This window comes from Stutzerimonas kirkiae, from assembly GCF_004327335.1.
In the GTDB taxonomy this organism is placed as follows: domain Bacteria; phylum Pseudomonadota; class Gammaproteobacteria; order Pseudomonadales; family Pseudomonadaceae; genus Stutzerimonas; species Stutzerimonas kirkiae.
Window position 1 is genome coordinate 25,974 of record NZ_QJUO01000038.1, and the last position, 12,332, is coordinate 38,305.

General features: G+C 64.4%; 12 protein-coding genes. 10 read left to right on the plus strand and 2 right to left on the minus strand.

Features of this window, described 5'->3' with window-relative positions:
- Nucleotides 1-3: 3 nt before the first annotated feature.
- From DNJ95_RS16805 to lipA, 4 genes are all read left to right on the plus strand, one after another.
- Complete coding sequence (locus DNJ95_RS16805; protein ID WP_131185883.1) at nt 4-1,161, plus strand: D-alanyl-D-alanine carboxypeptidase family protein; 1,158 nt, start codon at nt 4-6, stop codon at nt 1,159-1,161.
- Between the two features lie 66 nt (nt 1,162-1,227).
- A complete protein-coding gene (locus DNJ95_RS16810) occupies nt 1,228-1,512 on the plus strand; it encodes a DUF493 domain-containing protein (RefSeq protein ID WP_131185884.1) in 285 nt (94 codons plus the stop codon).
- Nucleotides 1,512-2,168, plus strand: a complete 657-nt coding sequence (lipB, locus tag DNJ95_RS16815; protein WP_131185885.1) for a lipoyl(octanoyl) transferase LipB — start codon at nt 1,512-1,514, stop codon at nt 2,166-2,168. Before DNJ95_RS16810 ends, lipB begins: the two co-directional genes overlap by 1 nt.
- Complete coding sequence (gene lipA / locus DNJ95_RS16820) at nt 2,165-3,145, plus strand: lipoyl synthase (protein ID WP_131185886.1); 981 nt, start codon at nt 2,165-2,167, stop codon at nt 3,143-3,145. The genes lipB and lipA overlap by 4 nt, the downstream gene beginning before the upstream one ends.
- Before the next feature lie 60 nt (nt 3,146-3,205).
- On the opposite strand, the gene DNJ95_RS16825 is transcribed toward lipA, so the two are convergent.
- Both DNJ95_RS16825 and DNJ95_RS16830 read right to left on the minus strand, forming a co-directional pair.
- On the minus strand, nt 3,206-3,943 hold the full coding sequence (locus tag DNJ95_RS16825; RefSeq protein ID WP_165491631.1) for a cache domain-containing protein: 738 nt from the start codon (nt 3,941-3,943) through the stop codon (nt 3,206-3,208).
- A gap of 63 nt (nt 3,944-4,006) precedes the next feature.
- Nucleotides 4,007-4,762 (minus strand): FadR/GntR family transcriptional regulator, encoded by a 756-nt coding sequence (locus DNJ95_RS16830; protein ID WP_131185888.1) that lies wholly within the window; start codon nt 4,760-4,762, stop codon nt 4,007-4,009.
- 411 nt (nt 4,763-5,173) lie between these two features.
- Between DNJ95_RS16830 and ydcS the strand changes: the two genes are divergently transcribed.
- From ydcS to gabD, 6 genes are all read left to right on the plus strand, one after another.
- Entirely contained in the window at nt 5,174-6,325 is a 1,152-nt protein-coding gene (ydcS, locus tag DNJ95_RS16835) for a putative ABC transporter substrate-binding protein YdcS (protein ID WP_131185889.1), read from the plus strand.
- A 159-nt stretch (nt 6,326-6,484) separates the two neighbouring features.
- Nucleotides 6,485-7,510, plus strand: coding sequence for an ABC transporter ATP-binding protein (locus DNJ95_RS16840; RefSeq protein ID WP_131185890.1), 1,026 nt, complete (start codon nt 6,485-6,487; stop codon nt 7,508-7,510).
- Nucleotides 7,510-8,457 (plus strand): ABC transporter permease, encoded by a 948-nt coding sequence (locus DNJ95_RS16845; protein ID WP_131185891.1) that lies wholly within the window; start codon nt 7,510-7,512, stop codon nt 8,455-8,457. Before DNJ95_RS16840 ends, DNJ95_RS16845 begins: the two co-directional genes overlap by 1 nt.
- Nucleotides 8,447-9,253, plus strand: a complete 807-nt coding sequence (locus DNJ95_RS16850) for an ABC transporter permease (protein WP_131185892.1) — start codon at nt 8,447-8,449, stop codon at nt 9,251-9,253. The genes DNJ95_RS16845 and DNJ95_RS16850 overlap by 11 nt, the downstream gene beginning before the upstream one ends.
- 68 nt (nt 9,254-9,321) lie before the next feature.
- The gene (locus DNJ95_RS16855; RefSeq protein ID WP_131185893.1) at nt 9,322-10,746 is read left to right on the plus strand and encodes a gamma-aminobutyraldehyde dehydrogenase; all 1,425 of its coding nucleotides are present in this window, start codon (nt 9,322-9,324) and stop codon (nt 10,744-10,746) included.
- A 46-nt stretch (nt 10,747-10,792) separates the two neighbouring features.
- Nucleotides 10,793-12,241: an NADP-dependent succinate-semialdehyde dehydrogenase gene (gabD, locus tag DNJ95_RS16860; RefSeq protein WP_131185894.1), complete on the plus strand. Its 1,449-nt coding sequence runs from the start codon at nt 10,793-10,795 to the stop codon at nt 12,239-12,241.
- The last annotated feature ends 91 nt before the right edge of the window (nt 12,242-12,332 follow it).

The window sequence follows — 12,332 nt, forward strand, 5'->3', positions numbered from 1 at the left end:
ACGATGAACATAACCACTGTATTGCAACGTATGAGCCTGCTGGCTCTGTTCGTGGCCTCGCCGATACTGTCGGCGGCGCCTGTCATTCCTTCCGCACCGCAACTGGCGGCCAAGTCCTATGTGCTGATGGATGCCGACAGCGGCAAGGTGCTGATCGAGAACAATGGCGATGAGCGCCTGCCGCCGGCCAGCCTGACCAAGCTGATGACGGCCTATATCGCCACTCTGGAAATCCAGAAGGGCCAGATCAGCGACAACGACATGGTCACCATCAGCGAGAAGGCCTGGCGCACTGGCGGCTCGCGCATGTTCGTGCAGGTCAATACGCAGGTTTCGGTGGATGACCTGCTGCATGGCGTGATCATCCAGTCCGGTAACGATGCCAGTGTCGCCCTGGCCGAGCATATCGCCGGCAGCGAGGAAGCCTTCGCCGACCTGATGAACGCCACGGCACAGCGTCTGGGCATGAGCAACTCGCATTTCATGAACGCCACCGGGCTGCCAGATCCCGAGCACTATTCCTCGGCCAGCGACATGGCCAGGCTGGCGCGGGCGATCATCTATGAAGACCCGGCGCACTACGCCATCTATGCGCAGAAGGAATTCCTCTGGAACAACATCAAGCAGCCCAACCGCAACCTGCTGCTGTGGCGCGACAAGACGGTCGACGGCCTGAAGACCGGCCACACCGAGGAGGCCGGTTTCTGCCTGGTCGCTTCCGCCGTGCGCGATGGCATGCGCCTGATCACCGCCGTGTTCGGCACCAATAGCGAACAGGCGCGCGCCGCCGAGACGCAGAAGCTGCTGACCTACGGCTTCCGCTTTTTCGAGACCCGTACCCTGCATCGCAAAGGCGTCGAGCTGGCGCAGGCGCAGGTCTGGAAAGGCAAGAGCGACAGGCTCAAGGCCGGCCTGGCCGATGACCTGACCCTGACCTTGCCGCGTGGCCAGGCAGGGAAGCTGGATGCCGGCATCAGCCTGCGGCCGCGCTTGATCGCGCCGATCCAGCAGGGCGACGTGATCGGCCGGGTCGAGGTGCGCCTGGGTGACGAAGTGCTGGAAAGCACTGACCTGATCGCCCTCGAAAGCATCGAGGAAGGTGGGTTGTTCCGGCGTTTCTGGGATAGCATCCGCCTGTTCTTCTTCGGCCTGTTCAACTGATAGATACTGCCCGCGTGGCAGGGCCCAGCAGGCCGTGCCACGCTTGCGGATCACGAGTCCGTTTCCATGACAGATAACACGCAAGACATACAAGCACCGAAAATCGAGTTCCCTTGCGAGAACTACCCGATCAAGGTGATCGGTGAGGGCGGCGAGGGTTTCCATGACCTGGTGATCGAGGTGATCCGTCGCCATGCCCCGGACCTGGACGAAACCACGCTGGTTTCGCGCGATAGCCGCACCGGGCGTTTCCTTTCCGTGCAGGTGCACATCACGGCCACGGGTATCGAGCAACTGCAGGCGATCAACAGCGACCTGCGCGCCACCGGGCGCGTCCATATGGTGTTGTGATGACGCCCCAGACGCTTTGCGTCCGGGAGCTGGGCTTGCTCGACTACCTGCCGGTCTGGCAGGCCATGCAACGCCTGACCCAGCAGCGTGGGCCGGATACTCCGGACGAACTCTGGCTGTTGCAACATGCGCCGGTCTTCACCCAGGGCCAGGCGGGCAAGGCCGAGCATCTGTTGTTGCCCGGCGATATTCCCGTGGTGCAGGCCGACCGCGGCGGGCAGGTCACCTACCATGGCCCGGGTCAGTTGATCGCCTACCTGCTGCTCGACGTGCGCCGGCTGGGGCTGGGCGTGCGTGAGCTGGTCAGCCTGATGGAAGACAGCCTGGTGGCGCTGCTGGCGGAGTACGGCGTGGTTGCCGCGGCCAGGCCCGATGCGCCGGGCGTGTATGTCGAGGGGGCGAAGATCGCCTCCCTCGGGCTGCGCATACGGCGCGGCTGTTCGTTCCATGGCCTGGCGCTGAACGTGGATATGGACCTGGAGCCGTTCCGCAGGATCAATCCCTGTGGCTATGCCGGCATGAAAATGACACAGTTATGTGACCTGGTCGGACCGGTAGACTTCTCCGCAGTACTTGGCCGCCTGCGTGCACAGCTCGCGCGGCGACTCGGCCATGTGCAACAGAAGACCCTCAAGGGCGGAATCGAGAATTTATGAGCACTGTTGAAACCCAGGCGCCACGCCCTGCGAAGATCGAGGCCGGCGTCAAACTACGTGGTGCGGAAAAGGTCGCGCGGATTCCGGTGAAGATCATCCCGACGGTGGAGCTGCCGGTGAAGCCGGACTGGATCCGCGTGCGCATCCCGGTTTCCCCCGAGGTCGATCGGATCAAGCAACTGTTGCGCAAGCACAAGCTGCACAGCGTCTGTGAGGAAGCTTCCTGCCCCAACCTTGGCGAGTGTTTCTCCGGCGGCACCGCCACCTTCATGATCATGGGCGACATCTGTACCCGTCGCTGCCCGTTCTGCGACGTCGGCCATGGCCGGCCCAAGCCGCTGGACACCGACGAGCCGACCAACCTGGCGCTGGCCATCGCCGACCTGCGCCTGAAGTACGTGGTCATCACCTCGGTGGACCGCGACGACCTGCGCGACGGTGGCGCCCAGCATTTCGCCGATTGCCTGCGCGAAATCCGCAAGCTGTCGCCGAACGTGCAACTGGAAACCCTGGTGCCCGACTACCGTGGCCGGATGGATATCGCCCTGGACATCACCGCCGCCGAGCCGCCGGACGTGTTCAACCACAACCTGGAAACCGTGCCGCGGCTGTATCGTTCATCGCGGCCCGGTTCGGATTTCGAGTGGTCGCTGGACCTGCTGCAGAACTTCAAGCAGCGCGTACCCCATGTGCCAACCAAATCAGGGCTGATGCTGGGCCTGGGCGAAACCGATGAAGAAGTGATCGAAGTGATGCAGCGCATGCGCGAGCATGACATCGACATGCTGACCCTCGGCCAGTACCTGCAGCCGTCGCGCAATCACCTGCCGGTGCAACGCTTCGTGCACCCGGACACCTTTGCCTGGTTCGCCGAGGAAGGCGCGCGCATGGGTTTCAAGAATGTCGCTTCCGGGCCGTTGGTGCGCTCCTCCTACCATGCCGACGAGCAGGCCAGGGCGGGCCGCAGCGAGCAGTAGCGGCCAGGCCGGTTCCGAGCGGGCCTCCGGTTGCGCCGCGCAGGCGTTTCTAGCGGAGGCTCAGGCCGCCAGGCGCCGCGATACGGGCAGGCACAGCAGCGACCAGGCGTTCGCGCTGTCATCCAGCGGGACGACCTTGCAGGCGGAATCCTTCAACAGGCTGTACGCCAGGTCGCCGACCGCCCAGTCGGCGGTATTGCTGGCGACCACCCGGCCTTCGGGAGAGAGCAGCAGTGCTTCCTGCGGCAGGTGCATCAGGCTGCGGGTGAACAGCCGTTCGATATGGTGCATGGGCAGGTCCGCTCCGGCGATGCCGATAAAGCGGCCATCGAGCAGGATCGGCTGGCTGAATGTCAGGATGTACATACCGGTGCAGTAGACGTCCACATAGGGGCCGATCGCCGCGGGCTGCCCGCTTTCACGCGGGACGCTGAACCACGGCTTGTCCTCGTAGTGAAAGCAGTTGGCGCTGCGCGGGTTGACGTTGGGCGACAACGACTGCAGTTTCCTTTCCCCGATGCGCCGGCGCCACTCCATGTAGAGCTGGCTGTCCGCGAGCAGCCCCGGTTGCAGGATGAAGCCGGCGCCGACACAGGATTCCGTCCGCAGCGCCAGCCTATCGATCGCTGGCTGCAACTGCTTCATGTCCTGTGAGCTGGGCTGGCGCCCGTCCGCTTCGCGCGCTTTCCAGACCTGGCCGACTTCCCCGGCCAGCGATTGCAGGCTGGAAAAGACCTCGGCGATCGTGGCATTGATTCGTTGAGCGCAGTGGTGGGGCGAATCTGAATCGATGGGCACGGCAGTCACCATGGAGGAAAGATCAGTGAGCGTTCATCGCTGTGTAAGCAAGTATTACGCCAATCATCCGTCGATTTCTTCCTCGGCCAGTTGCTCCAGGCGCAGATTGATCAGGCGCTTGATGCTGCGGGTCACCTTCGCTTCGGCGAGTTCTCCGGCGAGCTGTACGTCGCCAGCCTCCAGTGCATCCAGCAGAGCCCGTTGTTGCCGTTGGATAGCGGCGATATCCGGCGTGTCGGCGCTGTCGATCCAGAACAGCTCGCCGACCTCGGCCTGCAGGCGCATCTGCGTATTGGTCAGGCGCACGGATTGCGAGGCGACGGCGATCTCGATATGGAAATGTGCATCGGCGCGGCGCCGTTCCAGGCGTGTGGCAGCGTTACCCAATGCCTCAACTTGATGCCGCAGGCGGACATGGTGTTCCGTTGTGGCGCGTCGTGCCGCCAGGCGGGCGGTGGCTGTCGAGATGGCGGCCAGTTCGTCGCCGAGGTCCCGCAACTCCATGAGACTCATCTGGCGCAGGCGCTCGAGCAGGGCCGTCTGGCTGACTTCCCGTGGCGCCCGGATGAAGCTGCCGCCCTTGCGGCCTCTGCGTGTTTCTATCAGGCCGCGCTGGCGCAGCACCGCCAGCGCTTCGCGCAGGGTCACGGTGGCCACGCCGAACTGCTGGGCCAGTTCACTCTCGCTGGGCAGTTGCTCGCCCTCCGCGAATACGCCCAGCTCGATGACTTCGATCATCCGCCGTACCACTTCCTCGGTGCGGCCTTCATGGCCGAGGCGCATGAAAGTCGTGGATGTACCGTTGTTCAGGGCGCCCATGGTGTCCCTCGTGTCAGCAAGTGCCGGTAATTTACCAGAGACCTTTGGTGCAGCGTAAAAACATTCCAAATCATAGGCTTATATTGTGGCGCGGGGCGATCAGTACGATGTACTGCACCGGGCCGAAAAGGGCGCTGGAGGCTCGAGGCTGGACGAAAGAGCGTGGCAACCGGTGTTTTTCGTCCAGCTTTCCAGCCAGCGCTTTTTTCGAAACCCCCTTCCGGTGAATAACGGTATAGCGCGATCGCCCTGGATGCGCTGTAGAGGATGTTGGCAGCATAATAAAATTAAGATATGGTTTTAAATGTTTTATGTCCGGGGGTTCCCGGAGCCATGGTTTGCATCCGCCGCCCCGGCACCGTGCCTGGGCGCTCCGGGCAATGATCGAGCACTACACGAGGGGATAAGCCAATGTCTGCACCACACTTCGCACTATCAGGAATGCTGGTCGGTACTCTGCTGGCCAGTGCGGCTGTGCAAGCTGCCGAATCCGTTCAGTCCATCGGCGCCGGGGAAGGGCGGCTGGATATCATTGCCTGGGCTGGCTACATCGAGCGCGGCGATACCGACAAGGCCTACGACTGGGTGACCGGTTTCGAGCAAGGCACTGGCTGCAAGGTCAACGTGAAGATCGCCGGTACCTCGGATGAAATGGTCAGCCTGATGGCCAAGGGCGGCTACGACCTGGTCACCGCATCCGGCGACGCCTCGCTGCGGCTGATCGCCGGCAAGCGCGTGCAGCCGATCAATACCGCGTTGATCCCCAACTGGAAAAGCCTGGACCCGCGTCTCAAGGATGCGCCCTGGTATGTGGTCGATGGCCAGACATACGGCACGCCCTACCAGTGGGGGCCTAACGTGCTGGCCTACAACACCGAGGCGTTCAAGCAGGCGCCGACCAGTTGGGCGACCATTTTCGAAGCCCAGACCCTGGCCGACGGCAAGGGCAATGCCGGGCGGGTGCAGGCCTATGATGGCCCGATCTATATCGCCGACGCCGCCCTGTACCTGAAGAGCACCAAGCCGGAGCTGGGCATCGAAGACCCCTACCAACTGAACGAGGCACAGTACGCCGCGGCGCTCGAGCTGCTGCGCCAGCAGCACAAGCTGATCCACCGCTACTGGCACGACGTGACGGTGCAGATGAACGACTTCAAGAACGAAGGCGTGGTGGCTTTCAGCGCCTGGCCGTTCCAGGTCAATGCATTGAAGGCCGAGGGCCAGCCGATCGCTTCGACGGTGCCGGTCGAGGGCGCCACCGGTTGGGCCGATACCACCATGCTGCATGCCAAGGCGGCGCATCCGAATTGCGCTTATCAGTGGATGAACTGGCAGCTCGAAGCCAAGGTGCAGGGTGACGTATCGGCCTGGTTCGGTTCGCTGCCGGTGGTGCCGGCCGCCTGCAAGGACAATGAACTGCTGGGTGCCGAGGGCTGTGCCACCAATGGCTTCGACCAGTTCGACAAGATCGCCTTCTGGAAGACCCCGCAGTCCGAAGGCGGCAAGTATGTGCCCTACAGCCGTTGGACCCAGGACTACATCTCGATCATGGGCGGGCGCTGAGGCCCGGGAGCCGAAAAGGGGCGCTGGAAAGCTGAACGATGAGCTGCCTGAGCCTTTCGTCCGGCTTTCCAGCCTCCAGCGCTTTTATCGAAGGACTTCAGCGCTGGGTAGCGCCCTGACGCGTTCCCCCCTTCCCTTGGTCCACTCGGAGTTTATGCAATGGTTCCCGCTGTAGAGTTCACCGATGTCAGCCGAACGTTCGGCGATGTAAAAGCCGTCGACAACGTGTCCATCCGTATCGAGGATGGCGAGTTCTTCTCCATGCTCGGCCCGTCCGGTTCGGGCAAGACCACCTGCCTGCGGTTGATCGCGGGTTTCGAGCAGCCCGGTTCGGGTTCGATTCGCATCCATGGCAGCGAGGCCGCCGGCGTGCCGCCCTATGCGCGCGATGTCAACACGGTCTTCCAGGACTATGCGCTATTCCCGCACCTGAACGTGCTGGACAACGTCGCCTACGGGCTCAAGGTCAAGGGCGTCGGCCGGGCCGAGCGCCATGCCCGCGCCGAGGAGGCCCTGGGCATGGTGGCCCTGGCCGAGCATGGCGGGCGCAAGCCGTCGCAGCTATCGGGCGGGCAGCGCCAGCGCGTGGCCCTGGCCCGCGCCCTGGTCAACCGGCCCCGCGTGCTGCTGCTCGATGAGCCGCTGGGCGCCCTCGATCTCAAGTTGCGCGAGCAGATGCAGAGCGAGCTGAAGAAATTGCAGCGGCAACTGGGCATCACCTTCGTCTTCATCACCCACGACCAGAGCGAAGCGCTGTCGATGTCCGACCGCGTGGCGGTGTTCAACAAGGGGCGTATCGAACAGGTCGATACGCCGCGCAACCTCTATATGAAGCCCGCCACCGCTTTCGTCGCCGAGTTCGTCGGTACTTCCAACGTGCTCGGAGGTGAACTGGCGCTGCGCCTCAGTGGCGATGCGCAGCCCTTTTCCATCCGCCCCGAGCATATTCGTTTCGGCGCGCAGGCCGGCGGGGATGACATCCTGGTCAACGGCCTGTTGCACGATATCCAGTACCAGGGCTCCAGCACCCGTTACGAAATCCGCCTGGACAGCGGCGAGAACCTGACCGTGGCGCTGGCCAACGAGTACGCTGACAGCGTCCTGCCGGCCTACCAGCCGGGCCAGCAGGTCACGGCGTTCTGGCCGCGCAGTGCCATGGTGCGCCTGCGGGCGGGAGGGCTGTGATGGAACTGTCCCACGGCATGCGCCAGCGCTCCGCTGGTGGCTGGTCGCGGCGCCTGTCGACGCTGCTCTACCGGCGCCCCAACCTGTTCCTGGCGCTCCTGCTGCTGCCGCCACTGCTGTGGTTCGGCACCATCTACATGGCCTCGCTGCTGAACCTGTTGTGGCAGGGCTTCTACACCTTCGACGATTTCAGCATGACGGTGCAGCCGGAGCTGACGCTGGACAACTTCCGCGCACTGCTGCAGCCGGCCAACTTCGACATCATCCTGCGCACCCTGGGCATGGCCATCGCGGTCACCCTGGCCAGCGCCGCGCTGGCCTTTCCCATCGCCTACTACATGGCTCGCCATACCAGTGGCCGCACCAAGGCGTTCTTCTATATCGCGGTGATGCTGCCGATGTGGGCCAGCTATATCGTCAAGGCCTATGCCTGGACGCTACTGCTGGCCAAGGGCGGGGTCGCCCAGTGGTTCGTCGAGGCGCTGCACCTGCAGGCGCTGCTGCAACTGCTGCTGGATATCCCCGGCGTCGGCGGCAATACCCTGTCGACCTCCAACTTCGGGCGCTTCCTGGTATTCGTCTATATCTGGCTGCCGTTCATGATCCTGCCGATCCAGGCCGCGCTGGAGCGGCTGCCGCCGTCGCTGTTGCAGGCCTCGGCGGACCTCGGCGCCACGCCACGGCAGACCTTCGCCCAGGTGATCCTGCCGCTGTCGATACCCGGCATCGCCGCCGGTTCGATCTTCACCTTCTCGCTGACCCTTGGCGATTTCATCGTGCCGCAACTGGTCGGTCCGCCCGGCTACTACATCGGCAGCATGGTCTACGCCCAGCAGGGCGCCATCGGCAACATGCCCATGGCCGCCGCCTTCACCCTGGTGCCTATCGTGCTGATCGCCATCTACCTGTCCATCGTCAAGCGTCTGGGGGCCTTCGATGCACTCTGAAAAACCTTCGATAGGCCTGCGGATCGCGGCCTGGGGCGGCCTGCTGTTCCTGCATTTCCCGATCATGATCATCTTCCTCTACGCCTTCAATACCGAGGAAGCGGCCTTCAGCTTCCCGCCCAAGGGCTTCACCCTGCACTGGTTCAGCGTGGCCTTCGCGCGTGACGATGTGATCGAGGCGATCAAGCTGTCGCTGCAGGTCGCCGCGCTCGCCACCCTGGTCGCCATGCTGCTCGGTACCCTGGCCGCCGCCGCGCTGTACCGGCGCGACTTCTTCGGCAAGGACAGCGTATCGCTGCTGCTGGTGCTGCCGATCGCCCTGCCGGGCATCGTCACTGGCCTGGCGCTGCTGTCGGCGTTCAACGAAGTGGGGCTGCGGCCGGGGCTGCTGACCATCGTCGTAAGCCATGCCACCTTCTGTGTGGTGATCGTCTACAACAACGCCATCGCCCGACTGCGGCGCACCTCACACAGCCTGATCGAGGCCAGCATGGACCTCGGCGCCGATGGCTGGCAGACCTTCCGCCACGTGATCCTGCCCAACCTGGGCTCGGCCCTGCTGGCGGGCGGCATGCTGGCCTTCGCGCTGTCCTTCGACGAGATCATCGTCACCACCTTCACCGCCGGGCACGAGAAGACCCTGCCGCTGTGGCTGCTCAACCAGTTGTCGCGCCCGCGCGACGTGCCGGTGACCAATGTGGTGGCCATGCTGGTGATGCTGGTGACCATGCTGCCGATCCTCGCCGCCTACTACCTGACCAAGGGTGGCGAGGATGTCGCCGGCAGCGGCAAGTGAAATGACCATGGGCGCGGGCGGTGTCCGTCCGCACGCGCTAGAAGATAAGCACACTCCGGAGTGAACCCATGCAAACCCAACTGCTCATCAATGGCCAACTGGTCGCCGGCGAAGGCGCCAGCCACCCGGTATTCAACCCTTCGCTGGGCAGCGTCCTGGTGGAAATTCCCGAGGCCAGCACGGCCCAGGTGGACGCCGCGGTGCTGGCCGCCGATGCCGCCTTCGCCGGCTGGTCGCAGACCCCGCCCAAGGATCGTGCGCGGCTACTGCTGCAACTCGCCGATCTGATCGAGGCACATGGTGAAGAACTGGCGCGGCTGGAGTCGCTCAACTGCGGCAAGCCATACGCTGCCGCCATCGGCGACGAGATTCCGGCGATCGCCGACGTGTTCCGCTTCTTCGCCGGCGCCAGCCGCTGCCTGTCCGGTTCCGCCGCCGGCGAGTACCTGCCCGAGCACACTTCGATGATCCGCCGCGACCCGCTGGGCGTGGTCGCTTCCATCGCTCCCTGGAACTACCCGCTGATGATGCTCGCCTGGAAACTGGCGCCGGCACTGGCGGCCGGCAACTGCGTGGTGCTCAAGCCTTCCGAGCAGACCCCGCTGACAGCCCTGCGCCTGGGCGAACTGGCGGCCGGGCTGTTCCCCGCCGGGGTGCTGAATATCGTCTTCGGCCGTGGCCCCAGCGTTGGCGAGCCGCTGGTCAGGCACCCGAAGGTGCGCATGGTGTCGCTGACCGGCTCGATCCCGACCGGCGCGAGCATCATTGCCGGCACCGCCGAATCGGTGAAGCGCATGCATATGGAACTGGGCGGCAAGGCGCCGGTGCTGATTTTTGACGATGCCGACCTGGACGCCGCGGTAGAGGGCATCCGCACCTTCGGCTTCTACAATGCCGGCCAGGACTGCACCGCGGCCTGCCGCATCTATGTGCAGAAAGGCCTCTACCCGCGCTTTGTGGAAAAGCTCGGAGAAGCCGTCGCCAGTATCAAGTATGGCCTGCAGGACGATCCCGAGACCGAACTGGGGCCGCTGATCACCGAGCAGCACCTGCAGCGGCTGGAGGGGTTCGTCGAGCGGGCCAAGGCGCAAGCGCATATCCGCGTGATCACTGGCGGCAAGCGGGTCGAGGGGCCGGGCTTCTTCTTCGAGCCGACGGTGCTGGCCGACGCCCGCCAGGACGATGAAGTGGTGCAGCGCGAGCTGTTCGGGCCGGTGGTATCGGTCACGCCGTTCGATGACGAGGCGCAGGCACTGGCGTTCGCCAACGATTCGGATTACGGTCTGGCATCCTCGGTGTGGACCGCCGATGTCGGTCGCGCCCATCGGTTGGCGGCGCGGCTGCAATACGGTTGCACCTGGGTCAATACACACTTCATGCTGGTCAGCGAAATGCCCCATGGCGGCATGAAGCACTCCGGCTACGGCAAGGACATGTCCATGTACGGGCTGGAGGACTACACCTGTGTGCGCCATGTGATGATCAAGCACTGATTCAATGACAGAGCCCGCCGTTGGGCGGGCCGGGAAGATGAGCCCCATGCAATCGAACACACCCCGGCTATTGCGCCAGCAGGCCTATATCGACGGCACCTGGCAGGATGCCGATAGCGGCGACAGGATCGATGTCAACGATCCCGCCACTGGCGAGATCATCGGCTCGGTGCCGAAGATGGGCGCCAGCGAGACGCGCCGTGCCATCGAGGCCGCCGCACGGGCGCTGCCGGCCTGGCGTGCGCTGACTGCCAAGGAGCGCTCCGGCAAACTGCGCCGCTGGTTCGAGCTGGTGCTGGAGAACCAGGACGAACTGGCGCGCCTGATGACCCTGGAGCAGGGCAAGCCATTGGCCGAGGCCAGGGGCGAGATCGCCTATGCGGCCTCCTTCATCGAATGGTTCGCCGAGGAAGCCAAGCGTGTCTACGGCGACACCATCCCCGGCCACCAGGCCGACAAGCGGCTGATCGTGATCAAGCAGCCGATCGGCGTCACCGCCGCCATCACGCCGTGGAACTTCCCCGCCGCGATGATTACCCGCAAGGCCGGCCCGGCGTTGGCCGCCGGTTGCACCATGGTGCTCAAGCCGGCCTCGCAGACGCCGTTCTCCGCCCTGGCGCTGGCCGCCCTGGCCGAACAGGCGGGGATTCCCGCTGGCGTGCTGAACGTGGTCACCGGCTCGGCGGGCGATATTGGCGGTGAACTGACCAGCAACTCGCTGGTACGCAAGCTGTCGTTCACCGGTTCCACCGAGATTGGCCGCCAGTTGATGGCCGAGTGTGCCCGCGACATCAAGAAGGTCTCCCTGGAACTAGGCGGCAACGCGCCGTTCATCGTCTTCGACGATGCCGATCTGGACGCCGCGGTCGAGGGGGCGATCGTCTCCAAGTACCGCAACAACGGGCAGACCTGTGTCTGCGCCAACCGCCTGTACGTGCAGGCGGGCGTCTACGATGCCTTCGTCGAGAAGCTGCAGGCGGCGGTCGGCAAGCTGAAGGTCGGCAACGGCCTGGAGGAGGGCGTGACCACCGGCCCGCTGATCGACGCCAAGGCGCTGGCCAAGGTGCGCGAACATATCGACGACGCCGTCGCCAAGGGCGCTCGCGTGGTCAGTGGCGGCAAGCACCATGCCCTGGGCGGCGGTTTCTTCGAGCCGACCATCCTCACCGAGGTGCCGCGCGAGGCGCTGGTGGCACGCGAGGAAACCTTCGGCCCGCTGGCGCCGCTGTTCCGCTTCGACGACGAGGCCGAAGTGATTGCCCTGGCCAACGACACCGAATTCGGCCTGGCGTCGTACTTCTATGCCCGCGACCTGTCCCGCGTATTCCGAGTCGCCGAGGCGCTGGAATACGGCATGGTCGGCATCAACACCGGGCTGATTTCCAACGAAGTGGCGCCGTTCGGCGGCATCAAGGCTTCCGGCCTGGGCCGCGAAGGCTCGAAATACGGCATCGAGGACTACCTGGAAATCAAATACCTGTGCCTGGGTATTTGAGCCGGGCGGTCATGCCATGCGTGGAAACGAATCGAAAAGAGCGCTGGAGGCTGGACGAGAAGCGGCAAGGTAGTCGCGCTTCTCGTCCGGC